Raw genomic sequence first — 23918 nt, 5'->3', positions numbered from 1 at the left:
GGGGGATAAAAAACGGCTGTCATTGACAGCCGTTAGATTGAGTAAGATTACTTAGCGCGCTTGCGCTCGTTCTCTTTCAGCAGTTTTTTGCGTAAGCGAATGCTCTTTGGCGTTACCTCTACCAGCTCATCGTCTTCGATGAATTCAAGAGCCTGCTCCAGTGTGTGTTTAATGTGCGGTGACAAGGTCAGCGCGTCATCGGTACCAGACGCACGCACGTTGGTCAGCTGCTTAGCCTTGGTTGGGTTAACGACTAGGTCGTTGCTACGATTGTGAATACCGATAATCTGGCCTTCGTAAACCTCTGCAGCATGGCCCAAGAAAAGGCGGCCACGATCCTGCAAATTAAATAAGCCATAGCTCAGGGTTTTACCACCAACCATAGAAACCAAAACACCATTCTGACGGCCAGCCAATTCACCGCCCTTCACTTCACCGTAGTGATCGAAGACTGTGGTCATAATGCCGCTACCAGAGGTCATGGTCAGGAACTGGCCACGGAAACCGATCAAGCCGCGAGCTGGAGCGATAAACTCAAGTTTTACGCGACCTTTACCGTCTGGCTCCATATTGGTCATTTCGGCTTTGCGCAAGCCAAGCTCTTCCATGACCGAACCTTGGTGCTGTTCTTCTACGTCGATAACAACGTGTTCAAACGGTTCTTGAACCACGCCATCAACCACTTTTTGTACTACTTCAGGGCGAGATACACCCATTTCAAAACCTTCGCGACGCATGGTTTCGATCAGTACCGAAAGATGCAATTCACCACGGCCAGATACTTTAAATTTATCTGGGGTGTCGCCCGGCTCAACGCGCAGCGCAACATTGTGAATCAACTCTTGATCTAAGCGATCGCGAATATTACGCGAGGTAACAAACTTACCTTCTTTACCAGCAAACGGCGAATCGTTTACTTGGAAGGTCATGCTTACCGTTGGCTCATCTACGCTCAGTGGTGGCAGCGCTTCCGGGTGGCTCGGTGAACAAAGGGTGTCGGAGATATTTAGACCTTCAATACCCGTCACACAAACAATTTCACCCGCCTTACCTTCAGCCACTTCAACCCGCTCGAGGCCGTAATAACCCATCACAGATAGCAACTTACACTTGCGGCTTTTCCCGTCAGCACCAACCACAACCAACTGATCATTGGCTTTCATGGTGCCGCGAGTAATACGACCAACACCGATTACACCAACATAGCTGTTGTAGTCGAGGGCTGAAATTTGCATTTGCAGCGGGCCTTCGGCGTCAACTTCTGGCGTCGGCACCTTGTCTACAATCATTTGGAACAGCGGCGTCATGTCTTCCGCCATGTCGTCAGCGTCCAAACCAGCGATGCCGTTCAGTGCGGAGGCAAACATAATGGGGAAGTCTAACTGCTCGTCGGTCGCACCCAAACGGTCAAACAGATCAAAGACTTGATCAACAACCCAATCAGGGCGAGCACCGGGACGGTCTACTTTGTTTACCACAACAATAGGATTCAAGCCTTGCTCAAACGCCTTTTGGGTAACAAAGCGGGTTTGTGGCATGGGGCCATCAACCGCGTCAACCAGTAGTAAAACACTGTCTACCATCGACAGAACGCGCTCTACCTCACCACCGAAGTCGGCGTGACCTGGGGTATCTACAATATTGATACGGTAGCCGTTCCACTCGATCGCAGTGTTTTTTGCAAGAATGGTTATACCGCGCTCTTTCTCCTGATCGTTGGAGTCCATGATCCGCTCGGAATCTTGGTTGCGGCGGTCAAGGGTTCCCGACTGACTCAGCAGTTTATCCACCAATGTGGTTTTACCGTGGTCAACGTGGGCGATAATGGCGATATTACGCAGCGTATCAATCATGAAATGGAATTCGTCGTTGGATAAAATGGCCGCGCATTATACACCAGCCCTGTCCGTCAAAGCAGTAACTGATCAATTTATCTTCACCCGAAACAATTATTACCACAATAAAGCCCAAAAGTTTGCCGCTTGAGCATAATCACGATAGCCGTTACAATCAAATTACATTAATCAGAAACCGCAACGGATAAGCCATCACGATGAGCACCAATGTCACTTGGAAGAGCCGCTGGACCTTTATTCTTGCCGCCACCGGCTCCGCTGTCGGCCTAGGTAATATCTGGAAATTTCCGTATATCACCGGCGAATATGGCGGCGGTGCTTTTGTTTTGGTCTATTTGGGCTGCATATTATTGATCGGCGTTCCGGTCATGATTGCAGAAATCATGGTCGGCCGAGCGGGCCGTAGCGACCCCGTCCACAGCATGAGCAATCTGGGAAAAGCCGCCGGCAGAAGCGCCAACTGGGGCGCAGTGGGCGGCATTAGTATTTTGGCCGGCCTGATGAATATGATGTTCTACAGCGTGGTTGCCGGCTGGGCACTAGACTATGTTGCCCAAAGCCTCAGCGGCAATTACTTAAATTCGCCCACCGAGACAATCGAGCAAAACTTTTCGCAGCTGCTTGGCAATTCATCTGAGCAATTTCTCTGGCACAGTATTTTCTGTTTAATCACCGCATCGATAGTCGCCGGCGGCGTCACCAAGGGCATCGGTAAATCCGTCGATATTTTAATGCCCATCCTGTTTGGTTTTTTGCTTCTATTATTAGGCTATAGCTGGGTCAACGGTGACTTTAGCGCCGGCCTGCACTTTATGTTCGATACCGACTTTAGCAAACTCAGCAGCGACGCTATTCTGGTTGCAATGGGTCACGCCTTCTTTACCTTGAGCTTGGGTATGGGCGCAATTATGGCTTACGGGGCCTATTTTCCCGGCAAGGCCTCTATAGGAAAAACGGTTTTAACCATTGCCGCCCTCGACACGGTTATTGCCCTTGTCGCCGGCATGGCCATGTTCCCATTGGTATTTGCCAACGGCCTTACACCAAGCCAAGGCCCAGGCCTTATGTTTGTCACCCTGCCCATCGCCTTCTCAAATATGGCGGGCGGCCAGTTCTTTGGCACGATTTTCTTCGCCTTGGTCAGCATTGCCGCACTTAGCTCTTCAATATCACTGATCGAACCCGGGGTTGCTTGGCTAGAGAAATACGGCATCAAACGCAGCTTATCGACATTTGGCTTTACCGGCCTAGCCTGGCTCGGCGGTATAGCATGCATCTACTATGGCGAGGTCTTTGATGCCCTCGACTACCTCACCGCCAATATCATGCTGCCACTCGGGGGACTAATGATTGCGCTGTTTGTGGGTAGAATCTTACCCCGCGACACCTCCGTTCAAGAGTTAGGTATGGGGCAGGGTACACTCTTTAAATACTGGTGGTTTGCACTGCGCTACATCGCCCCCATCGGTATTATTCTTGTATTTTTAAACAGCCTTAAACTTATCTAAACGGGATTCACTCTGTGCGCAATATTACTCTAAATGTATTTGTTATCTCTGGCCTGCTCGGTTTTGGCGGACTTTATTACTATAGCGGCGAAGTGGAGGAGCACTACAAAACCAATGCAAATCGTTATTTAAAAGCGTCGCTGGAAAAAATCTCGAGCTGGGAAGTTGCCGACCTAAAATCCGAACTGGGAAAAGAAACACTGAGTGAAGTCAGCGATCAGCAACTTCAAGAATTAACGGCAAGTTATCGGCACCTAGGCGCCTTTACCGGCATGGATGAGCCGGTGTTCTCACGCCTGAGCGGCGCACTGTCTATTCTTAATCACCCGCCCAAACTCAGCTATAGCAGCAATGTGCGCTTTGAACACGGCAGCGCCATTATGACGGCGACACTCACGCTAGAAAATCAGCACTTTAAATACTACAACCTAAACCTAGGTGCACCAGCCAACAACTAAGCCACAGCGCTTTGTTGTAACAGAGTTCGCTCGGCGTCGGCTATTGGCGTTGGGCGGTGCTTGGCATCAATGCACACCAAGGTAATCTCTCCCTCGGCAACTAATTCACTGCCATCTTCCGAGTGCAAAGACTGCAATAAGCGGAAGCTACTATTGCCGATATGCACCGCCCAGGCCCTGACCCGCAGCGGTTTGTCATGATGCCACTCTTTGCGAAAATTAAGCCCCGCCGCAGCGACAATCATCCCAGATAACTCGCCACCGCCACCCATACCAAAGCCGGTATTTGCCATCCATTGCACGCGGGCTTCTTCAAGATAACGAAAATACTGCACATGATTTATGTGACCCATGCTGTCTTGATCAGCCCAGCGCGGCGAAACCATCACGTCGAATAATGGCGGGTTTGATTCGGTATTCATGATGGACGATACACCTTCACATTAGTAAAACCCTGCTCCACAAGGTGCGAAGCATGTAAGCGACTCATCACACCTTTTTCGCAGTAGAGCAGGTAATTCCGAGACTGATCAAGCTCGACAAAGCGACGATGCAACTCGTAAAAAGGCACCGCCTGCACCTCGGCATTATCGAGTTTCAGTGGTTTAGCATCCACCTCATCTGGGTGACGCACATCCAATATGACCGAGCCAGAAACTGGAATAGACAGCACCTCAACATCGACCACGGTTTTATCTTCGTCGGCAAGTTCGTCGATATTAATAAAATCGGCAGCGGCGATGGCGCGCTCCAATACGGCAAAATCAAAATTAGCCTCTTGGGCAGCAATCTTTTCCGGCTTGGCTCGAGTGGTCGGCTTAACCGATATCACTCCGCAGTACTCCGGCATATTAGCGGCAAACTCTTCGGTGCCGATTTGCGCCGCCACTTTGATAATATCGAGCTTATCCATTGTGATCAGCGGCCTAAGCACCAGAGTGTCGGTCACTTGATCGATAACGGATAGGTTTTGCAGAGTTTGGCTCGACACCTGTGCGACGGCCTCACCGGTCACTAGCGCAGGCACTTCTAACTGCGCGGCAACCTCCGACGCTGCCCGCAACATCATGCGCTTGAGGATAACCCCCATTTGCGAATTCTCGACATTTTTGAGGATTTCACCCACCACCTCCTCAAAAGGCACGCTCACAAACTTAACCCGATGGGACGCACCGTATTTGAGCCACAAATACAGCGCCACCTCTTTTACACCCACCTCGTGCTCCCGACCGCCGAGGTTAAAAAAGCAAAAATGTGTGCGCATACCGCGCTTCATGGTCATATAACTCGACACGGTGGAATCGAAACCGCCCGAGATAAGTGACATAACCGCGTCAACCGTACCCAGCGGAAATCCACCCAAGCCCTCTAAGCGACGCTTTACGATATATAAGTGCTGATTGCGCACCTCAATACGCACGGTGATATCCGGCTTGTGTAAATTTACCCCCGCCGACTCAACATGCTGATTCAGGCCGCCACCAACATAGCGCTCTACTTCGCTAGAGTTAAAATCATGCTGACCAACCCGCTTGCAACGCACCACAAAGGTTTTGCCCCGCAGGCTATCTCCAACTGTATCGCGGGTTTTTTCATAAATATCGTGCACATCAATCAAGGGGTATTCCACCACCTCAATCACATGGGCAATACCCGGCGTTTGACATAGCACCCTGACAAATCCCTTTAAAACCGACGGGTCCGTGCTGTGGGTTTCTAAGGTGATACGATCCCAATCACGCACTATCATCAGCTCTGGATCGAGGGGTAAAAGCAATTTACGGAGATTGTCCCTAAGCTGCTGGGTAAATTTCTTACGCACCGGCTTACTTTTGATGATGATCTCAGGGAACAGCTTGACGATAAATTTCATTAAGGGGCCGCATCAATAAATGGGCAGCCATTATAGCCGCACCCTGCCCCCAACGCAGCCCACAGAGCAAAATGCACTATTTATGAGCATAATTGGATTATATGCACCAAAATAACCCATTGTTTTATGATTTACGCACAATCATTTATCACGCCTCCCGCCAGAAAGTCTCTCGGCTAAGCACGCAAGCACAATTAAACGGCATAAATTTTGCTTTTCCGGTTCACAGATTGCGCCGCTATGCGGCACAATGCATTGCGAATATAATCATCATCAACTCGGCCTAGCCGAACTTTTAACAGACTCTCTATTCTGGAGGACGTACATAATGTCAGAGAACACTCTGAAGTTAATCGCCGATAACGACGTGAAATGGGCAGACATGCGCTTCACCGACACAAAAGGCAAAGAGCAGCACGTCACCATTCCGGCAAGCGACGTTGACGCCGGTTTCTTTGAAGACGGCAAAATGTTTGACGGTTCATCGATTGCAGGTTGGAAAGGCATTAACGAATCAGACATGATTCTTATGCCAGATGACTCAGCGTCTGTTTTAGACCCATTCACAGAAGAGTCTACCATTATCATCCGCTGCAACATCGTAGAACCCTCTACCATGTTGGGCTACAACCGCGACCCACGCTCTATCGCTCAGCGCGCTGAAGACTATATGCGCTCAAGCGGCATCGCGGATAACGCACTGTTTGGACCAGAGCCAGAGTTCTTCATTTTCGACGACGTTAAGTGGAAAGTGGCAATGGAAGGCGCTAGCTACGCAATTGCTTCTGACGAAGCGGCGTGGAAATCAGGCGACAACTTTGAAGAAGGCAACACCGGTCACCGCCCTGGCGTTAAAGGCGGCTACTTCCCCGTACCACCAGTCGATAGCCTACACGACCTGCGTGGCGCTATGTGTAATGCCATGACAGACATGGGCCTTACTGTTGAAGTTCATCACCACGAAGTAGGTACAGCTGGCCAGTGCGAAATCGGCGTTGGTCCAAACACCTGCGTTAAGAAAGCTGACGAAGTTCAGGTTCTTAAATACTGCGTACACAATGTTGCTCACGCCTACGGCAAAACCGCAACCTTCATGCCTAAGCCGATCGTTGGCGACAACGGCAGCGGCATGCACGTTCACATGTCACTTAGCAAAGACGGCACAAACCTATTTGCTGGCGACGTTTACGGCGGCCTATCTGAAACTGCCCTGTTCTACATCGGCGGTATCATCAAGCACGCTCGCGCCATCAACGCGTTCACCAACGCCTCTACCAACTCGTACAAGCGCTTGGTTCCTGGCTTTGAAGCACCCGTAATGCTGGCTTACTCAGCGCGTAACCGCTCTGCATCAATCCGCATTCCATTTGTACCAAACCCGAAAGCACGTCGCGTTGAAGTTCGCTTCCCAGATCCATCTGCCAACCCATACCTCGCGTTTGCGGTAATGCTGATGGCTGGTCTAGACGGTATCAAGAACAAGATTCACCCTGGCGACGCTGCTGATAAAGATCTTTACGATCTGCCAGCAGAAGAAGCAGCGGCAATCCCAACTGTTGCCTCTAGCCTAGATCAAGCTCTGCAAGCGCTTGACGCTGACCGCGCCTTCTTGACCGCTGGCGGTGTATTCGACGATGACACCATCGACGCTTACATTGCACTAAAAGCACAGGAAGTTGAGCGCCTAGCCATGACAACTCACCCAGTTGAGTTCGACATGTACTACAGCGTGTAATACTTGTTAGTGTTTTAAAAGAACCCGCCGCTGGCGGGTTTTTTTATGCTTGTCGCAACGGCCTTATAGCGACATCATTAGCGTGGTGACCGCCACAGTGGAAATAAATATGCGATATTTACTACTTTTAAGCAGCCTTCTAATTTTGAGCGCACACGCCCAAAACAAGGAGATCTATCGCTACACCGATAAAAACGGCAATACGGTATATTCTGACAAAGCCCCCAAGGGAAGCTCACCCATCACACTACCCGAGCTAAACACCACGCCAGCCGTCGATACAAGCGAGCCCAAGCGCAAGCACCCAAAAGCCATCAACCTTGATCTCAACAATATCCAAATAAACACCCCTCGCGACGGCGCCATCATTGCCAACGGCCTGCTCCCCACCACCGTGACGATGAGCACCGACCAAGCGCTTCGCAATGATCAGCAAATACACATCAGTCTCGACGGCCGCCTGATAAGCAAAACCACCTCAACAAGCGCATCCATTCCGGCCATGCCTCGCGGCCAACACCAAATCAGCGCCGCCATCATCGACAGCAAGGGGAAAACGCTGGCAGAAAGCAGCATTAGCGTTATGGTTTACCGCCCCAGCAATTAACTCCACCGCCGAACAATTTTAAGTGTTGGCTTGCACCGTATTGGCGCATACTGTGAGATATTCGTGATTTGCGCCCCAAAAAAATGCTCAGCACTCGGGTCAAAATAGGCCCCATAACAAGGCATTTAGGCTCGCCAGTCGCGGAAAATTGTTGATTCATCTATAAAATTCCGCAGCCATCGCTTGGCCTAAAAATTGCTTCAAGGCAAGCATAACGAACATATGGCGGCCCTATGCCTCTGAACAATATCTACCATCAAATTCTCGACAACTTGAAAACAGCCATCCTGTTGGTCGAGCCGAACCTGACCGTCAGCTATATCAATCCGGCGGCAGAGTCACTATTGGCGGTATCTGATCAGCGCATTCATGGCGAGGCCATCACCAAGCTTTTTCACGAGCAGGAAGACACCCTCGTTAAGCTCCTCGACGCCATCAATAACTGCGAGGCCTACACCAAGCGGGAAACCGTGCTAACCCTGCGCTCAGGCACAGAGATCACCGTCGATTACGCCGTAACGCCCGTAACCGAAAACCGCCGCACCTCGCTGATCATTGAGCTGCAACCGCTAGACCGCTTAATTCGAATCAGTCGCGAAGAAGGCCTGCTGTCCTCACAGCAAAACAGCCAAGCGCTGATTCGCGGCATCGCCCATGAAGTAAAAAACCCCTTAGGCGGCCTGCGCGGCGCTGCCCAGCTTTTGGCTCGCGAGCTAAACGACCCTAAGCTGCACGACTACACCAATATTATTATCGACGAAGCCGACCGGCTGCGGAATTTGGTCGACACCATGCTCGGCCCTCACCGCGCACCGGAAAAACAAAAGACCAATATCCACGAGGTCTTGGAGCGGGTAAGACAGCTGGTTGAGGCCGAAAGCGACGGCAGCATTCGTATTATTCGCGACTACGACCCCAGCATTCCGGATATCCTCGGCGACCGCGAACAACTGATTCAAGCGTTTCTTAATGTCATCCGCAACGCCCAACAAGCGCTGCGCCAAGACTCACCGAGCGACAGCGATCCGACCATCGTTCTCCGCACTCGCACCCTGCGCCAACTTACCATTGGCACACACCGACACCGCCTGGTCTGTAGCGTCGACATCGTCGACAACGGGCCCGGCATTCCCGCTGATCTACGCGCATCAATCTTTTTACCAATGGTTAGCGGGCGCGCCGAAGGCACCGGACTTGGGCTGTCTATCGCGCAATCAATACTCAACCAACATAACGGACTTATCGAATGTCGTAGCGAACCCGGCAATACCGTGTTCTCGCTGCACATTCCCCTGGAGCACGCCTCATGAGCCAAGCTAATTCCGTCTGGATAGCCGACGACGACCGATCGATACGCTGGGTACTAGAAAAAGCCCTCACCCAAGCCGGCATCATTACTCGCTGCTTTGAAAACGGCGACGAACTCCTCGGCCACCTAGAGGGTGACGTACCCGACGCCATCATCAGCGATATTCGCATGCCCGGTATTGATGGCCTGAAACTTCTTTCCCGAATTACCGCCGCCCACCCCGGCTTACCGGTAATTATTACAACCGCCCACTCAGACTTAGACAGCGCGGTAGCCTCATACCAAGGCGGCGCGTTTGAATATTTACCCAAACCTTTTGACGTAGACGAAGCCGTCGCCACCACCCAGCGCGCGCTGCAACACGCCAATAAAAATCGCAACTTACTGCCAGAACAAGCACCGCTGGAGCCAACTGAAATCATTGGCGAAGCACCCGCCATGCAGGAAGTCTTCCGCGCCATTGGTCGCCTGTCGCAGTCAAATATCACGGTACTGATTAACGGTGAATCTGGTACGGGTAAAGAGCTGGTCGCACAAGCACTTCACCGCCACAGCCCCCGCGCCACCAAACCGTTTATTGCTTTGAATATGGCCGCCATTCCCAAAGACTTAATGGAGTCTGAGCTGTTTGGCCACGAGAAAGGCGCATTTACCGGCGCCAGTGCACAGCGTCGCGGTCGCTTTGAGCAAGCCAACGGCGGCACCCTGTTTTTAGATGAAATTGGCGATATGCCCGCCGACACCCAAACCCGACTGCTGCGGGTATTGGCCGATGGCGAATTCTATCGGGTAGGCGGTCACACCCCTGTGAAGGTCGATGTTCGCATTATTGCCGCGACCCACCAAAACCTAGAAAAACTCGTAAAGAACAACACCTTTCGAGAAGACCTTTTCCACCGCCTCAACGTTATCCGCATGCACTTGCCGCGCCTCTCAGAGCGCCGCGAAGATATACCCAAGCTCATGCAACACTTCTTCACCCGCGCCGGCAATGAGCTAAACGTAGAGCCCAAACGCCTGCGGCCAGAAACCGAAGAGTATCTCTGCCAAATGGAATGGCAGGGCAACGTCCGCCAACTAGAAAACACCTGTCGCTGGCTAACCGTCATGGCAGCCGGCCGCGAAATACATATCGACGACCTACCGCCAGAATTGCTAGAAAGACCACAAGGCGAAGCTGCACCGGCATCCAACTGGCAGGACAACCTCAAACGCTGGGCTGATCAAGAATTAATGCTGGGCCGCGATAAATTACTCGACCGCGCTGTACCGCAGTTCGAACGCATCATGATTGAGTCGGCACTCAAGCACACCCACGGACGCCGCCGCGATGCTGCTAATTTACTGGGCTGGGGACGCAACACCCTGACGCGGAAGATTAAAGAGCTGGGCATGGGTGGTGATGATGACGATGATTAATTGCAAGAGGGTCTGATGTCTGATGTCTGAGGTCTGATGCAAAACATAAAAGCCCTGCACTTGCGCAGGGCTTTTTACGTCCGACGCCAGACTCCAGTCGCCTAGCTAGCTAGAACCCAGAAACCCCACCTGCCGCCACGCTTCATAACTAACTAGCGCCACGGTATTCGACAAATTCAAACTGCGGGAGCTGCCAATCATCGGGACTTTCAAGCAGTGTTCAACACCCAATTCATCGCGAATATTTTGCGGTAGGCCTGCGGTTTCAGAGCCAAATAGCAGCACGTCACCCGCCTTGAATTCAGCATCTGCGTAATTGCGACTGCCCTTGGTGGTAAGAGCAAAAATACGCCGGCCGGCCATTTCTTTTAGAAAGCTTTCATAATCGGCATGGCGAGTCACCCGCGCTAAATCCGCGTAATCCAAACCAGCACGGCGCAATTTCTTTTCTTCTAAATCAAAACCTAGTGGTTCTATTAAATGCAGATGACAGCCATTATTCGCGACCAAGCGAATAATATTACCGGTATTGGGGGCAATACGCGGTTCATGCAGGGCAATGTGAAACATAGGGAATCAGCGGCGCTGAACTTGTCGGTACGACAAGCCCAGCGCCGCCATCAACTCAGTGAGTTGTTGGTTCAGCAGCGGCTTGCTGCTCAGCCTGTTGCTGCGCCTGACGGTACAGGGCTTCAAAATTAACCGGCTGCAATGCCAACGCCGGGAAGCCACCCTTTACAACTAAAGAGTCAACCGCTTCACGCAGGTAGGGGAACAACATATTCGGGCAGGCTATGCCTAACAACTGACGCAACTGCTCGCCTTCTACGCCCTCAGCCAAGAACAAACCACCTTGGTGAATTTCTACCAAGAACGCAGTCTCGTCATCTTCTAACTTGGCGGTAATGGTGACCGTCAAAATAACTTCAAAATTATTGTCGGCCACTGGTGTGCTGCGAGTGTTCAAATCAACCTGAATTTTAGGCTTCCAGGTTTTGGTGAAAATCAGCGGCGCGCTTGGCGACTCAAAAGAAGCGTCTTTAACGTAGATACGCTGCAAAGCAAACTTAGGTTGAGCCGGGGCTTGTGCTTGTTCAGACATTATTTTCTATTCCTGATTCTGGGTATTAAAAAAACAAAATCACCTACATCTACTATGAGGCGAGCATGACATCTAACTGAGCTCGACGCTCAAGGTTCATCAACTCATCACAGCCGCCGACATGGGTATCACCTACCCAGATTTGCGGCACAGTGCGCTGGCCAGTGCGAGCTAATAAATCGCTGCGAAGATCATTGCGGCCATCTACCGGAATCTCTTCAAAGTCTACGCCCTTGCTACTGAGTAGCTGTTTGGCGCGGACACAATAAGGGCAGAATCGTGTTGTGTAGATCGTTACTTTCGCCATTATCACTCCTCCCCTTTTATACCATCACTGTCTACGATACCGACCGATTATTTTACCAAAGGCATCTGCATCGCTTGCCATTCGGCAATGCCGCCTTTTAAGCGGTGAACCTGGGTATAACCCTTGGTACCGAGCTTTTTACCCGCCGCACTGGCGTGCTGACCAAGCTTACACACCAACACCACAGGCTTGTCCTTGTCGGCAAAGTTCTCAATCTCTTTATCTAATTTGGCAAACGGCACATTCACTGAATCAAGAATATGGCCTTTCCCAAACTCGCCTTTGTCGCGCAAATCCACTACCACAGCGCCCTGCTGGTTCAACAGACTAACCATTTGCTGAGGTGTAATCGATTTACCCGCGCGCTTAGATTCGTGAAAACTCAATAACAACAGGCAAGAAATTAATGCCGAAATGAGTATCCACTGCTCAGCCACAAAAGGGATTAATTTTTCCATGAAAACTCTCTTTATACGTCGCGGTGAACACAATTCGCGAAAAAAGCGAGAGTATACACTGCCACTGTGCATTTCTCACCCTTCCCTGCATAGCCTCATTGTGCCGAAAAAGTTACAATGTCGAGCTAATTCCAGCCGATTTGAAGTGGTTCTACTATGGCCGACACGCAAACCAAAAAACCCGTTGTATTAATCATACTCGACGGCTTTGGCTACCGCGAAGACCCCAAAGACAATGCTATTTTCCATGCCCACACCCCTAACTGGGACGCGCTTTGGCAGGCCTCACCCCACACGCTCATTTCAGGTTCAGGACTCGACGTTGGCCTGCCAGACGGCCAAATGGGAAATTCTGAAGTTGGCCATATGAGCCTCGGCGCCGGCCGTATTGTGTATCAAAGTATTACCCGCATCGACAAAGACATTGCCGACGGTGATTTTTTCAGCAATCCGACCTACACCACTGCCGTCGATAAGGCCGCCCAAGCAGGTAAAGCCGTACATATTCTTGGCCTACTCTCCGCCGGCGGCGTGCACAGCCACGAAAATCATATATTGGCCATGATGGAGCTTGCCGCCAAGCGCGGCGCAGAACAGATTTACGTCCACGCCTTTTTAGACGGCCGCGACACACCGCCGCGCAGCGCGCTAAGCTCCTTAGAAAGAATAGACCAAAAATTCGCCGAACTCGGCCGTGGCCGTACCGCCTCGATTATTGGCCGCTACTATGCAATGGACAGAGACAATCGCTGGGATCGTGTTGAAAAGGCTTACAACTTACTTACCCAGTCTAGCGCAGACTATCGTTACGACACCGCCAGCGAAGCCCTCGCTGCCGCCTACGCCCGAGATGAAAATGACGAATTCGTAAACGCCTCTGTCATTCAAGCTGCTGGCCAAACCAATGGCAGCATCAAAGACGGCGACAGCGTCATCTTCATGAACTTCCGCGCCGACCGCGCCAGAGAAATCACCCGCGCCTTTGTCGACAAAGACTTCGACGGATTCCAACGCGCAACTGTGCCCGCACTCGCGGAGTTTGTCATGACCACTAAGTACGCTGACAATATTAAAACCGCTGTCGCCTACCCGCCGGAAAAAATGCACAACAGCCTAGGCGAAGTGCTGGAGAAAAACGGCAAGACCCAGTTGCGCATTGCCGAAACTGAAAAATATGCCCACGTTACCTTCTTCTTCAGCGGCGGTCGCGAAGCCCTGTATACCGGTGAAGACCGAGAACTTATTTCCTCGCCCGACGTAGCCACCTACGACCTGCAACCAGAAATGAGCGCCCCCGAAGTAACCGACAAATTAGTCGCCGCCATTCGCAGCGGCAAGTACGACGCGATTATATGTAACTACGCAAATGGCGATATGGTAGGCCACACCGGTGTGTTCTCCGCTGCGGTGAAAGCGGTCGAAGCCTTAGATGTTTGCATCAAACGCGTTACTGATGCCGTAACAGAAATGAACGGTCACTGCCTAATCACCGCCGATCACGGCAACTGTGAGCAAATGGTCGACTACGACGCCGGCCAAGCCCACACCCAACACACCACCGAGCTGGTGCCACTGGTCTACGTAGGCGACCGCCAAGGCATTCTGCAAGAATCCGGTGGCAAGCTGGCGGATATCGCCCCGACCATGTTAGCGCTGATGGCTGTTAAGCAACCCGCTGAGATGACCGGCGTCAATCTATTGCGCGAAGCCTGAGACGGTTACCAAGGTGCTGCTGTACGCTGCCAATTTTCGCAAACTATGTTGGGTCTTGCTGCTGCTAACAAGCACAGTGGCAAGTGCTAACAACGACAAAACCCAGCGCGAACTCAACGCCCTGAATGAAAAAATTGGCTCGCTAAAAAAATCAATTAGCAAACAGCAAAACGAACGCAGCAGTACCGCTAAAGCCCTGCGCAATATCGAAAAAGATATTGGCGAGCTAGCGGCAAAACTTCATCACACCAGCAACAAACGCGATGAACAGCAACGCAAACTTAGCGAACTCGAAAGCCGCCAACAGCAATTGCGCAAACAGCAGCTAAGTCAAAAGGCCCTTATTGCCGAACAGGTTCGCAACGCCTATACCCTTGGCAAAGAAAGCCAATTAAAAATGCTCTTGAATCAGGAACAGCCCGAAAAGCTCAGCCGCACCCTGACCTACTTTGACTACTTTAACCGCGCCCGCAGCGAAGAATTAAGCAAATACCGAGACACACTGGCGGAGCTAGATTCCATTAAACCCGCCATTGAAGCTGAGGCGCAGGCCCTAGCAGAAACCAATTCAGAACTTTTGCGCCAGCAGCAGGCACTGCTCCAACAAAAGCAGCAACGCGCCAACACCTTAGCGGGCATAGACCGCGATATTGTCACTAAAACCAGCTCACTAAACACCCTAGACAAGGAACGCAAAAATTTAGAAAGCGTCTTACAAGCGGTTGAGCGCGAAATTACCAATATTGCCATCCCAGCCAGTTACAAACCATTTAGTGCCATGCGCGGAAAAATGCCGTGGCCAGTGAAAGGCAAACTCCTCAATCGCTATGGCGCGCCGAGACAAGGCAGCGCAGTTACCTGGCAAGGTATTCAAATTGCAGGCCGCGAAGGCGACTCGGTATTATCCATTCACAACGGCCGCGTGGTGTTTTCAGACTGGCTGCGCGGTGCCGGCCTTCTTATTATTGTCGATCACGGCGGCGGCTATCTCAGCCTTTACGCTCACAACCAAAGCCTGCTGCGAACAGAGGGCGACTGGGTGAAAGGTGGCGAGGCAGTCGCCACCGTTGGGAACAGCGGCGGCCAGCGCCAAGCTGGACTTTATTTTGAAATTCGCCACAAAGGCCGCCCCACAGACCCCCGCAGATGGTGTCAGTAGGGGCGAAGTATTCGCCAATAAAGCAAGATACAATAGCTCTAATTTGAAGTTGCATCAGGAATTGACGTCATGCCAAATATGCTTCGCCACACTCTAACCGCCATTACGCTCGCCCTATTGGCTGCGCCCATAAGTCTGATGGCTGAAGATGATGTCGCGACGAAGGAAATCACCCCCGCCCCACAGGGCCAACTGCCATTGCAGGCGCTAAGAAATTTTGCCGACGTATTTAATCAAATCCGTCTTAGCTATGTAGAAGAAGTGGACGACAAAACCCTGCTTGAAAATGCCATTCGCGGCATGCTCAGCGGCCTCGACCCACACTCCGATTATCTCGATGCAAACTCCTTTGAAGACCTGCAAAATCATACAACAGGCGAGTTCGGCGGTCTGGGCATTGAAGTCGGCATGGAAAACGGCTTTATTAAAGTCGTGACGCCCATTGACGACACGCCTGCCGAGCGCGCTGGCATTCAAACCGGCGACCTTATTATTCAGATCGACAACAAACCAATAAAGGGACTCAACCTGCAGGAAGCCGTCGCCTTAATGCGTGGCCCCGCCGGCAGTAAAATTGTACTCACCATACTCCGCAGCGGCATCAGCGCACCCTTTGAAGTACCGCTAAAACGAGACGTTATTACTGTTGCCAGCGTGCGCAGTGAAGTGCTCGAACCCGGCTACGGCTATATTCGTATTTCGCAATTCCAAAGTCGCACCGGCCAAGATTTGAAAAAAGAACTCGCCAAACTCAAAGCGGGACGGGATGAATTAAGAGGCTTGGTTTTAGATTTACGCAGCAACCCTGGCGGTTTACTGCAGGCATCGGTGCAGGTCGTAAACGAGTTTATTGACGAAGGTCTTATTGTGTACACCGAGGGACGACTCCCAAACGCCTATAGCCGCTTTATGGCCAGCGCTAAAAAACCTGCCGATGACACGCCAATGGTCGTGTTAATTAACGGCGGCTCCGCGTCTGCCTCAGAAATCGTTGCCGGCGCGCTGCAGGATCACCGCCGCGCTGTCATTATGGGTACCCGCAGCTTTGGCAAGGGCTCTGTGCAAACCGTGCTGCCGCTATCAGAAGACAGCGCAATAAAACTAACCACCGCGCGTTACTTTACCCCAAGCGGCCGCTCCATTCAGGCCCAAGGTATAGAGCCAGACATTGTTGTAGAAAGAGCGCGCATTGAAGCGCTAACCGCGGGCATCGAAATTACTGAAGCAGACTTAGCGGGCCATTTAGGTCGCGGAGACGGTAAAGAAAGTACCAGCGTGAGTCGCAAAGCAGAAAAAGGTGGCCGTGAAGATTTCGCCGGCGGCGACAATCAATTGTACGAGGCCTTAAACCTACTTAAAGGCATGTACATTATGTCTAAACCCAAAACCGCGATTGTGGAAACAGAAACAAGTATTCAGTAATCGCCAGTCGAATATGTCAGATATAAAAAAGCGGGCAATCAAGGCCCGCTTTTTTATATCTGCTAAAACAAATTACAAACGCACTTCTATTCCTCGGGCAGCCATATAGGCTTTGGCTTCTGGCACGGTGTATTCGGCAAAATGAAAAATGCTCGCCGCCAATACCGCGTCCGCCAAGCCTTCTTTTATACCCGCCACCATGTGGTCGAGATTTCCCACACCGCCAGAGGCAATTACCGGCACCGGCACGGCTTCAGAAATGGCGCGGGTCAGCGCCAAGTCATAACCAGCCTTAGTGCCGTCACCGTCCATGCTGGTCAACAACACTTCACCAGCGCCGTTTTCAACCATTTTTATCGCCCACTCCACCGCGTTAATCCCTGTTGGCTTGCGGCCGCCGTGGGTGAATATTTCCCAGCGCGGACGTCCGTCAGCCTCATCAGCGACACGCTTAGCATCTATCGCGATAACAATGCACTGAGATCCAAAACGATCTGCGGCTTCTTTTACAAAGTCAGGACGATGGATCGCCGCTGAGTTAATGCCAACCTTGTCAGCACCCGCATTAAGCATGGTGCGAATATCTTTTATCTCACGAATGCCACCGCCAACCGTCAAGGGTATAAATACTTCCGCCGCAATTTGCTCAACGGTGTGAACCGTTGTTTCACGGCCTTCGTGGGTGGCGGTAATATCTAAAAAGGTGATCTCGTCGGCACCCTGCTCGTTATAGCGTTTGGCCACTTCTACGGGATCACCCGCGTCACGAATACCGACAAAATTAACACCTTTTACAACGCGCCCTTTATCCACGTCTAAGCAGGGAATAATGCGTTTAGCCAATGCCATATGATTTTTCGTCCTATTCGCTGTTAGCGATTGTCGTCGCAGTAACGCTGAGCTTCGGCTAAATCGAGTTCGCCTTCGTAAATTGCGCGTCCAGTAATTGCGCCCAATATACCAGCATCAGCCACTGCATTAAGCGCCCGAATATCATCCATATTTGTCACGCCGCCAGAGGCAATTACCGGCAAGCCAGACGCCTTGGCCATAGCCACGGTGGCGTCAACATTCACGCCCTGCATCATGCCGTCGCGGCTAATATCGGTATATACAATCGAGCTAACGCCGTCTTGCTCAAAACGCTTGGCCAGTTCGGTGGCCAATAGGGTTGAGACTTCCGCCCAGCCATCTGTGGCGACCAAACCGTCTTTGGCATCTAAGCCAACAATAACCGAACCGGGGAAAGCCTTGCAGGCCTCTGCCACAAATTTAGGCTCTTTAACGGCCTTGGTGCCGATAATGACGTAATTCACTCCGGCATCTAAATACTGCTCTATGGTATGCAGTGACCGGATGCCGCCGCCGATTTGAATTGGCAAATCTGGGTAGGCCTTCGCAATGGCCGTTACCGCTTCGCCGTTTACCGGCTTACCTTCAAAAGCGCCATTAAGATCGACTAGATGCAGACGACGCCCACCTGCGGCAACCCAGCGCGCCGCCATTTCAACGGGGTCATTACCGTATACCGTAGAGTCGCCCATTTCGCCCTGACGCAGGCGCACGCATTGGCCGTCTTTTAAATCTATTGCGGGGATAATCAACATAATAAAAACCTAAAAAATAAAATTCTGAAGACTAGATTAGTCAGATACGGGGAAAAAACTCGCCGTCGGACGATCCCAGTTCAAGAAATTGCGCAGTAAACGCAAGCCGGCTTCACCGCTTTTTTCTGGGTGAAATTGCACAGCGAATACGTTTTCGCAGGCGAGTGCAGCGTGAACCTGCACGCCATAATCTGCGGTGCCGGCCACAAAGTCTGGCGCGTCTACATAGTAGCTGTGCACAAAGTAAAACCGGCTGTTATTGGCGATGCCTTCCCACAGGGGATGCTCAATAGAGTGCGCCACATTATTCCAACCCATATGTGGCACTTTTAAGCGCGTACCGGCACTGTCGTGCAAATCATTGCCAAAAAACTTTACCGCACCGGGCAAAATATCCAGACACTCTACGCCGCCATTTTCTTCGCTATTTTCAAGCAGCGCCTGCATACCAAGACAAATACCGAGCATGGGCTTTTGCGCCGCCACCTCTTGAATGACTTCATCGAGGCCACGACTTTTTAACTCAGCCATGCAATCACGAATGGCACCCACGCCGGGGAAGATAACGCGGTCTGCGCTTAAAATGGTGTCGGGGCAGTCAGTAACGATGACTTTAACGCCGTCGCCGACCTTATCGAGGGCACTGGCCACCGAATGCAAATTACCCATGCCGTAATCAACGACGGCAACGGAAGAAGAACTCATACAGATAAATCCTAGAGACTGCCCTTAGTAGAAGGCGTAATACCCGCCATGCGCTCATCGGCCTGCAAGGCCATACGCAAGGCGCGGCCAAAGGCTTTAAACACAGTTTCAGCCTGGTGATGGGTGTTTTTGCCGCGTAAATTGTCAATGTGCAGAGTCACTTTGGCGTGATTCACAAAGCCGTGGAAAAACTCAGAGAATAAATCCACATCAAAACCACCCACGCTGCCACGGGTATAAGGCACGTGATATTCAAGACCGGCGCGGCCAGAGAAGTCGATTACCACCCGCGACAGGGCCTCATCCAGCGGCACATAGGCGTGGCCGTATCGAGTAATACCTTTCTTGTCGCCCACCGCTTCAGCAAATGCCTGGCCCATTGTGATGCCAATATCTTCTACGGTGTGATGCGCATCTATGTGTAAATCACCCTTGGCGTGCACCACCAAATCAATCAGGCCGTGACGGGCGATCTGATCCATCATATGATCTAGGAAGGGAACCCCAGTTTCAAAATGAGACGTGCCCGTGCCATCTAGATTCACTGTCACGGTAATTTGGGTTTCTAGGGTGTTACGGCTGATCGTAGCTTTGCGCTCGTTCATCGACGCCTCATCGGTTAATTGCTTACAATAGCGTATTATAAAAAATCCCAACCCGTATTACACCAAGCAGAAACGTCATAAATGCCTGTATACGCCGAAATTATCACCCAGCCCGACCCACAGGACGCTGCGGACCTCGAAATACTGTACCCAAACGACAGTGTAAAACTGCTCGCGTCTGCCAATGCTGGCAAGCTAATTATCTACGGCGGCCGTTTTAATGGTCGCATTCTGTCAGCCTTTACACTCACCCCCATCTACGGCGGCGACTACCAAATAGCGCAGCTATCGGTGCGTGAAGTGACCCGCCGCAGAGGAGTGGCGCGCCAGCTCATCATCCAAGCGATGAAGCAACTGCCTGACGACCTACAATCGATCTCCGCAGATTTACGAAGCGCTCCCGAGCTCATCAACCTGTTCGCAGAACTCGGTTTTACGGCCAATAATCGCCTATGGTGTTGGCAGCGCAATACTTAATGAAATCAAGTAATAAACCAAGCTTCAGCCAACAACTGCTGGCATGGTTCGACGTCGCTGGTCGCAAAGACTTGCCCTGGCAGCAAAACATCACTCCATATCGGGTGTGGGTTTCTGAGATTATGCTGCAGCAAACCCAAGTTGCCACCGTCATCGATTATTACCAACGCTTTATGGCACGGTTTCCGACCGTGCAGAGCCTTGCCGATGCGCCGAGTGACGACGTACTCGCCCTCTGGACAGGCCTTGGCTATTACGCCCGCGCCAGAAACCTTCATAAAGCCGCCAAAATGGTTTGCGATGAATTTGACGGCGAATTCCCCCACGACCACAACGCACTCCAGCAACTCCCCGGCGTAGGCCGCTCAACCGCCGCTGCAATATATTCCATCGCCTGCAAGGGCCGCGCGCCCATACTCGACGGGAATGTAAAACGGGTGCTCACCCGCTATGCCGCCATTGACGGCTGGCCGGCGTTAAAGCACGTCGAAAGCCAATTATGGGATTTAGCCGAAGAGCTAACTCCTGATAAGCGAGTCGCCGACTACACCCAAGCCATTATGGATCTCGGCGCCACACTCTGTACCCGCAGCAAACCACAGTGCCCAAGCTGCCCAGTACAAAATAACTGCCAGAGCTACGCGAACAACACCCAAACCGACTACCCCAGCAAAAAGCCCAAAAAACAAATACCCACTCGACAAGTTCATATGCTGATTATCGAAAATAATCAGGGCGAAATTTTGCTGGAACAGCGTCCCAATAGCGGTATATGGGGCGGCCTATGGAGCTTTCCAGAAGCGGCAAACGCAGACGAACTTGATCACTATATCGACCAAAACCTCGGCGCGAACTCCACCAAGCAGCACTGGCCACTAATGCGCCACACCTTCAGCCATTTCCATCTCGACATCACGCCGGTACACATCCGCCTGCACAGCGAAATCAACACAGTCATGGAAGCCAAGCAACAGCTTTGGTATAAGGGACACCCAGAACAACAAGTCGGCCTTGCCGCACCAGTTAAAAAACTGCTCGACGCTGTATTCAGCTCAGATCTATTAAGAGAAGCCCCACTATGACCCGCACCGTATTCTGCAAAAAATACCAGCAAGAACTCGACGGCCTAGACAAGCCACCCTACCCCGGCCCAAAAGGCCAGGACATCTTCGAAAACGTCTCTAAAAAAGCGTGGGAAGAATGGCACGCCCACCAAACCATGCTTATCAACGAAAAGCACCTGAGCATGATGGACCCCGCCTCTCGAAAATTCCTACAAGCAGAAATGGAAAAGTTCCTATCCGGCGAAGACTACGAAAAAGCTGAGGGCTACGTACCCCCCAGCGAATAACTCTCTTATTTCAGGGGCTTGACTCGCTGTTTCGGAACAGGTTTAATACGCGCCTTCTGAGAGGCAGCCAAAACCCTCAATATAAGCCCAGATAGCTCAGTCGGTAGAGCAGAGGATTGAAAATCCTCGTGTCGGCGGTTCGATTCCGTCTCTGGGCACCATTAATTTTTCGTTTAAAATCAACAGCTTACCAAAAGCCACCATTACCACCAACCACCATCCAATCCAATCGGCTTGATCCTATTCCAACGCCTTTCGATACGCACTTATTCCCGGTATTACGCTAACCAATAATGTGCTGACCAAAATCACAGCCATATAAATTACCAGCTGCGGTGTAAGTAGATTGCCATCAATAAACAAGCTGTAACGCTCGGCAAGGGTATTGCCCGCCACCGCAATACATAAAACGAGGAGTAGATTGGCTACGATGATGCCGCCAAGACTAATCAGCAGCGCCTCAGCCTGAATCAGCACAAAGACAAACAGAGGCGGCGCGCCAATAGCACGCATAACGGCTATCTCGCCCTGACGTTCTTTGATAGATGCCAGCAACATGGCGGCAAGACCCAACAAAGAGGCAAGCAGCACTAAGGCCGCTATCAAACGCAGGGTATTTTCCATCGCCGACATCATCTGCCAAAGCTGGGTTAGGGTCACACCGGGAAGAATGGCTTGCAAGGGTTCTCTGTCGTAGGTGTTAATTTGCCGCTGCAAACGAAAGGTGGCGAGCTTTGATTTAAGTCCTACCATAAACGCAGTTATGGACTCGGGTGTAAGCTCTTCCTCGTCATGCCCACGGGCTGAACCGGGCATTTTTACGCCGTTTTGCCAGCCGGCGTGAATGGCTTCAATCGCCTCTAGGCTAACATGCAAGGTCTGATCTACTGGCGTACCGGTAGCTTGAAGAATGCCCGCAACCCGAAAAGGCTTATCCTTGTGTTGACTGAAGCTGGTACTCCCCAAACCGTGTGCCAGCACCAGCTCGTCGCCAATCTGGTAACCCAGTGATCGAGCAACTTCGCTGCCAAGAACCAGCTCATAGAGCTGGGAAAAAGGCTTGCCCTCCGCCAGCACCAAGGGGCGGTTTTGACCAAAACGAAAGTGATTAAAATAATCCGCCGTCGTTCCCATAACGCGATAACCTTTGTGAGAGTCGCCAAGAGCAATGGGGATTGTCCACGCAACGTTTGGGTCTGCGGCAATGTGCTGATAACTTTGCCAAGAAATATTATTACTGGCGTGCCCCAAACGAAAAACCGAATACAGCAGTAAATTAATATCGCCGGTGCGCGCCCCAACAATCAAGTCAATGCCAGACACGGTATTGTTAAAACTGCTTTTAGCTTGTTGGCGAATTTGCTCTACACCCAGCAATACGAACACACTGACTGTAATAGCGAGAAACGTCAGCAATACTGAACCTTTGCGACTGCGCAGACTTGCCAGGGCTAAACGTAAAAACATTAGTTAACCCTCCCAGCCTGATTGATGTCCTGCAAAGACTCCACGCGACTTATGCCATTCGCCAAGCTAAGATCGTGGCTGACAAATATCAGTGCGGTATTATTTTCCGCTAATTGTTCACCCAGCAAGGCCATGAAGAGATCGCGATTTTTAGCATCGAGAGCGGAGGTTGGCTCATCGACGATGAGCAGCTCCGGTTGATTAATCAGTGCGCGGGCAATGGCCACCCGCTGCTGCTGCCCAATACTGAGTTCAGCCGCCGGCTTGCGATGTAATTTTTCGTCCAGCCCCAAGCTTGTCAATAAAGCCGTTGCAGCCGCATCGACATCACCCTTGCCGCCGAAGTGGGCGGCGAGACGAATATTATCTCGGCCACTCAAATAGGGAACTAAGTTGAACTGCTGAAAGACAAAGCCAATATGACGAGCCCGCCACTTGTCGCGTTGGCCACTGCGCAAAGCCTGCAACGGTTGCCCCAACATCGTAATACTGCCGCCGCTGGGAACAAGAAGACCGGCTAACAATTTAAGAAACGTAGACTTACCTGCACCAGAGGGACCGTGAAGAAAAACCTGTTCGCCCGCGCTCAAGCACCATTGCGGAATATCTAGCACCACCTTACTGTCGCCGGGGTAGTGAAAACGGAGGTCTTTAATGCTGAGCAGCACGTGCCGATTTCCTATTGATGTGGTTGTTGGCGATATAACGTATCATATTTAAAGTCGCGATGATTGTTTTCAAACCAATTGCGCGTTTCGTCAAGCTGACTTGGCAAACCAA

25 protein-coding genes and 1 tRNA gene are annotated in these 23918 nt (G+C 51.4%); 13 read left to right on the top strand and 13 right to left on the bottom strand.

Annotated features, from left to right (window positions below; translation table 11 throughout):
* Window positions 1–47: 47 nt before the first annotated feature.
* On the bottom strand, window positions 48–1853 hold the full coding sequence (gene typA / locus C0068_RS07045; protein ID WP_103683789.1) for a translational GTPase TypA: 1806 nt from the start codon (window positions 1851–1853) through the stop codon (window positions 48–50).
* Window positions 1854–2053: 200 nt separating this feature from the next.
* Here typA and C0068_RS07040 point away from each other — a divergent pair, with 200 nt between their 5' ends.
* Window positions 2054–3364 carry a sodium-dependent transporter gene (locus C0068_RS07040; protein ID WP_103683788.1) on the top strand — a complete coding sequence of 437 codons (1311 nt, stop codon included), beginning with the start codon at window positions 2054–2056 and terminating at the stop codon, window positions 3362–3364.
* A gap of 14 nt (window positions 3365–3378) precedes the next feature.
* Window positions 3379–3822, top strand: coding sequence for a hypothetical protein (locus C0068_RS07035; protein ID WP_103683787.1), 444 nt, complete (start codon window positions 3379–3381; stop codon window positions 3820–3822).
* Here the strand turns inward: C0068_RS07035 and C0068_RS07030 are convergent.
* On the bottom strand, window positions 3819–4244 hold the full coding sequence (locus tag C0068_RS07030) for an acyl-CoA thioesterase (RefSeq protein WP_103683786.1): 426 nt from the start codon (window positions 4242–4244) through the stop codon (window positions 3819–3821). The genes C0068_RS07035 and C0068_RS07030 overlap by 4 nt on opposite strands.
* Entirely contained in the window at window positions 4241–5695 is a 1455-nt protein-coding gene (thiI, locus tag C0068_RS07025; RefSeq protein ID WP_103683785.1) for a tRNA uracil 4-sulfurtransferase ThiI, read from the bottom strand. Before thiI ends, C0068_RS07030 begins: the two co-directional genes overlap by 4 nt.
* Before the next feature lie 328 nt (window positions 5696–6023).
* Between thiI and glnA the strand changes: the two genes are divergently transcribed.
* The 4 genes from glnA to ntrC all read left to right on the top strand — a co-directional run bounded on the left by glnA (window position 6024) and on the right by ntrC (window position 10765).
* Window positions 6024–7430, top strand: coding sequence for a glutamate--ammonia ligase (glnA, locus tag C0068_RS07015; protein ID WP_103683783.1), 1407 nt, complete (start codon window positions 6024–6026; stop codon window positions 7428–7430).
* A 109-nt stretch (window positions 7431–7539) separates the two neighbouring features.
* Window positions 7540–8037: a DUF4124 domain-containing protein gene (locus C0068_RS07010; RefSeq protein WP_103683782.1), complete on the top strand. Its 498-nt coding sequence runs from the start codon at window positions 7540–7542 to the stop codon at window positions 8035–8037.
* Window positions 8038–8270: 233 nt separating this feature from the next.
* Window positions 8271–9347 (top strand): nitrogen regulation protein NR(II), encoded by a 1077-nt coding sequence (gene glnL / locus C0068_RS07005; RefSeq protein ID WP_103683781.1) that lies wholly within the window; start codon window positions 8271–8273, stop codon window positions 9345–9347.
* Window positions 9344–10765: a nitrogen regulation protein NR(I) gene (ntrC, locus tag C0068_RS07000; protein ID WP_103683780.1), complete on the top strand. Its 1422-nt coding sequence runs from the start codon at window positions 9344–9346 to the stop codon at window positions 10763–10765. The genes glnL and ntrC overlap by 4 nt, the downstream gene beginning before the upstream one ends.
* Window positions 10766–10870: 105 nt before the next feature.
* Here the strand turns inward: ntrC and C0068_RS06995 are convergent, their stop codons facing one another.
* From C0068_RS06995 to C0068_RS06980, 4 genes are read right to left on the bottom strand one after another with little or no spacing between them, the layout of a single operon-like run.
* The gene (locus C0068_RS06995; RefSeq protein ID WP_103683779.1) at window positions 10871–11335 is read right to left on the bottom strand and encodes a tRNA (cytidine(34)-2'-O)-methyltransferase; all 465 of its coding nucleotides are present in this window, start codon (window positions 11333–11335) and stop codon (window positions 10871–10873) included.
* Between the two features lie 55 nt (window positions 11336–11390).
* A complete protein-coding gene (gene secB, locus C0068_RS06990; protein WP_103683778.1) occupies window positions 11391–11867 on the bottom strand; it encodes a protein-export chaperone SecB in 477 nt (158 codons plus the stop codon).
* 52 nt (window positions 11868–11919) lie between these two features.
* Window positions 11920–12174 carry a glutaredoxin 3 gene (grxC, locus tag C0068_RS06985; RefSeq protein ID WP_103683777.1) on the bottom strand — a complete coding sequence of 85 codons (255 nt, stop codon included), beginning with the start codon at window positions 12172–12174 and terminating at the stop codon, window positions 11920–11922.
* A gap of 47 nt (window positions 12175–12221) precedes the next feature.
* Window positions 12222–12632 (bottom strand): rhodanese-like domain-containing protein, encoded by a 411-nt coding sequence (locus C0068_RS06980; protein WP_103683776.1) that lies wholly within the window; start codon window positions 12630–12632, stop codon window positions 12222–12224.
* A 156-nt stretch (window positions 12633–12788) separates the two neighbouring features.
* On the opposite strand from C0068_RS06980, the gene gpmM reads away from it, so the two are divergent.
* From gpmM to C0068_RS06965, 3 genes are all read left to right on the top strand, one after another.
* A complete protein-coding gene (gene gpmM, locus C0068_RS06975; protein ID WP_103683775.1) occupies window positions 12789–14345 on the top strand; it encodes a 2,3-bisphosphoglycerate-independent phosphoglycerate mutase in 1557 nt (518 codons plus the stop codon).
* Between the two features lie 13 nt (window positions 14346–14358).
* Window positions 14359–15504, top strand: coding sequence for a murein hydrolase activator EnvC family protein (locus C0068_RS06970; RefSeq protein WP_103683774.1), 1146 nt, complete (start codon window positions 14359–14361; stop codon window positions 15502–15504).
* Between the two features lie 69 nt (window positions 15505–15573).
* Window positions 15574–16926: a S41 family peptidase gene (locus tag C0068_RS06965; protein WP_103683773.1), complete on the top strand. Its 1353-nt coding sequence runs from the start codon at window positions 15574–15576 to the stop codon at window positions 16924–16926.
* 72 nt (window positions 16927–16998) lie between these two features.
* Here the strand turns inward: C0068_RS06965 and hisF are convergent, their stop codons facing one another.
* Genes hisF through hisB form a run of 4 tightly spaced genes read right to left on the bottom strand, consistent with a single transcriptional unit; the run spans window position 16999 to window position 19843 of the window.
* Window positions 16999–17775: an imidazole glycerol phosphate synthase subunit HisF gene (gene hisF / locus C0068_RS06960; RefSeq protein ID WP_103683772.1), complete on the bottom strand. Its 777-nt coding sequence runs from the start codon at window positions 17773–17775 to the stop codon at window positions 16999–17001.
* A gap of 23 nt (window positions 17776–17798) precedes the next feature.
* A complete protein-coding gene (gene hisA, locus C0068_RS06955; RefSeq protein WP_103683771.1) occupies window positions 17799–18533 on the bottom strand; it encodes a 1-(5-phosphoribosyl)-5-[(5-phosphoribosylamino)methylideneamino]imidazole-4-carboxamide isomerase in 735 nt (244 codons plus the stop codon).
* Between the two features lie 36 nt (window positions 18534–18569).
* A complete protein-coding gene (hisH, locus tag C0068_RS06950; protein WP_103683770.1) occupies window positions 18570–19238 on the bottom strand; it encodes an imidazole glycerol phosphate synthase subunit HisH in 669 nt (222 codons plus the stop codon).
* 11 nt (window positions 19239–19249) lie between these two features.
* Window positions 19250–19843, bottom strand: coding sequence for an imidazoleglycerol-phosphate dehydratase HisB (gene hisB, locus C0068_RS06945; protein ID WP_103683769.1), 594 nt, complete (start codon window positions 19841–19843; stop codon window positions 19250–19252).
* Window positions 19844–19924: 81 nt separating this feature from the next.
* Here hisB and C0068_RS06940 point away from each other — a divergent pair, with 81 nt between their 5' ends.
* From C0068_RS06940 to C0068_RS06925, 4 genes are all read left to right on the top strand, one after another.
* Window positions 19925–20320, top strand: a complete 396-nt coding sequence (locus C0068_RS06940) for an acetyl-CoA sensor PanZ family protein (protein WP_103683768.1) — start codon at window positions 19925–19927, stop codon at window positions 20318–20320.
* Complete coding sequence (gene mutY / locus C0068_RS06935; RefSeq protein ID WP_103683767.1) at window positions 20320–21402, top strand: A/G-specific adenine glycosylase; 1083 nt, start codon at window positions 20320–20322, stop codon at window positions 21400–21402. Before C0068_RS06940 ends, mutY begins: the two co-directional genes overlap by 1 nt.
* The gene (locus C0068_RS06930; protein ID WP_103683766.1) at window positions 21399–21671 is read left to right on the top strand and encodes an oxidative damage protection protein; all 273 of its coding nucleotides are present in this window, start codon (window positions 21399–21401) and stop codon (window positions 21669–21671) included. The genes mutY and C0068_RS06930 overlap by 4 nt, the downstream gene beginning before the upstream one ends.
* Before the next feature lie 85 nt (window positions 21672–21756).
* Window positions 21757–21832 (top strand) — tRNA-Phe (locus C0068_RS06925).
* A gap of 79 nt (window positions 21833–21911) precedes the next feature.
* On the opposite strand, the gene C0068_RS06920 is transcribed toward C0068_RS06925, so the two are convergent.
* Together C0068_RS06920 and C0068_RS06915 are read right to left on the bottom strand one after the other, a co-directional pair.
* Window positions 21912–23138 carry an ABC transporter permease gene (locus C0068_RS06920; RefSeq protein ID WP_103683765.1) on the bottom strand — a complete coding sequence of 409 codons (1227 nt, stop codon included), beginning with the start codon at window positions 23136–23138 and terminating at the stop codon, window positions 21912–21914.
* Window positions 23138–23806 carry an ABC transporter ATP-binding protein gene (locus C0068_RS06915; RefSeq protein WP_103683764.1) on the bottom strand — a complete coding sequence of 223 codons (669 nt, stop codon included), beginning with the start codon at window positions 23804–23806 and terminating at the stop codon, window positions 23138–23140. Before C0068_RS06915 ends, C0068_RS06920 begins: the two co-directional genes overlap by 1 nt.
* Window positions 23807–23918 lie beyond the last annotated feature (112 nt).

The organism is Zhongshania marina (assembly GCF_002915595.1).
Classification (GTDB): Bacteria; Pseudomonadota; Gammaproteobacteria; order Pseudomonadales; family Spongiibacteraceae; genus Spongiibacter; species Spongiibacter marinus_B.
The sequence above is the reverse complement of the archived record's forward strand: the minus strand, read 5'-3'. Positions and strand labels throughout refer to the sequence as shown.

Excerpts from the sequence above, each read along its gene's own strand:
- typA (WP_103683789.1), bottom strand. The coding sequence starts at position 1,853 with ATGATTGATACGCTGCGTAATATCGCCATTATCGCCCACGTTGACCAC.
- C0068_RS07040 (WP_103683788.1), top strand. The coding sequence starts at position 2,054 with ATGAGCACCAATGTCACTTGGAAGAGCCGCTGGACCTTTATTCTTGCC.
- C0068_RS07030 (WP_103683786.1), bottom strand. The coding sequence starts at position 4,244 with ATGAATACCGAATCAAACCCGCCATTATTCGACGTGATGGTTTCGCCG.
- thiI (WP_103683785.1), bottom strand. The coding sequence starts at position 5,695 with ATGAAATTTATCGTCAAGCTGTTCCCTGAGATCATCATCAAAAGTAAG.
- glnA (WP_103683783.1), top strand. The coding sequence starts at position 6,024 with ATGTCAGAGAACACTCTGAAGTTAATCGCCGATAACGACGTGAAATGG.
- C0068_RS07010 (WP_103683782.1), top strand. The coding sequence starts at position 7,540 with ATGCGATATTTACTACTTTTAAGCAGCCTTCTAATTTTGAGCGCACAC.
- glnL (WP_103683781.1), top strand. The coding sequence starts at position 8,271 with ATGCCTCTGAACAATATCTACCATCAAATTCTCGACAACTTGAAAACA.
- ntrC (WP_103683780.1), top strand. The coding sequence starts at position 9,344 with ATGAGCCAAGCTAATTCCGTCTGGATAGCCGACGACGACCGATCGATA.
- C0068_RS06995 (WP_103683779.1), bottom strand. The coding sequence starts at position 11,335 with ATGTTTCACATTGCCCTGCATGAACCGCGTATTGCCCCCAATACCGGT.
- secB (WP_103683778.1), bottom strand. The coding sequence starts at position 11,867 with ATGTCTGAACAAGCACAAGCCCCGGCTCAACCTAAGTTTGCTTTGCAG.
- grxC (WP_103683777.1), bottom strand. The coding sequence starts at position 12,174 with ATGGCGAAAGTAACGATCTACACAACACGATTCTGCCCTTATTGTGTC.
- C0068_RS06980 (WP_103683776.1), bottom strand. The coding sequence starts at position 12,632 with ATGGAAAAATTAATCCCTTTTGTGGCTGAGCAGTGGATACTCATTTCG.
- gpmM (WP_103683775.1), top strand. The coding sequence starts at position 12,789 with ATGGCCGACACGCAAACCAAAAAACCCGTTGTATTAATCATACTCGAC.
- C0068_RS06965 (WP_103683773.1), top strand. The coding sequence starts at position 15,574 with ATGCCAAATATGCTTCGCCACACTCTAACCGCCATTACGCTCGCCCTA.
- hisF (WP_103683772.1), bottom strand. The coding sequence starts at position 17,775 with ATGGCATTGGCTAAACGCATTATTCCCTGCTTAGACGTGGATAAAGGG.
- hisA (WP_103683771.1), bottom strand. The coding sequence starts at position 18,533 with ATGTTGATTATCCCCGCAATAGATTTAAAAGACGGCCAATGCGTGCGC.
- hisH (WP_103683770.1), bottom strand. The coding sequence starts at position 19,238 with ATGAGTTCTTCTTCCGTTGCCGTCGTTGATTACGGCATGGGTAATTTG.
- hisB (WP_103683769.1), bottom strand. The coding sequence starts at position 19,843 with ATGAACGAGCGCAAAGCTACGATCAGCCGTAACACCCTAGAAACCCAA.
- C0068_RS06940 (WP_103683768.1), top strand. The coding sequence starts at position 19,925 with ATGCCTGTATACGCCGAAATTATCACCCAGCCCGACCCACAGGACGCT.
- mutY (WP_103683767.1), top strand. The coding sequence starts at position 20,320 with ATGAAATCAAGTAATAAACCAAGCTTCAGCCAACAACTGCTGGCATGG.
- C0068_RS06930 (WP_103683766.1), top strand. The coding sequence starts at position 21,399 with ATGACCCGCACCGTATTCTGCAAAAAATACCAGCAAGAACTCGACGGC.
- C0068_RS06920 (WP_103683765.1), bottom strand. The coding sequence starts at position 23,138 with ATGTTTTTACGTTTAGCCCTGGCAAGTCTGCGCAGTCGCAAAGGTTCA.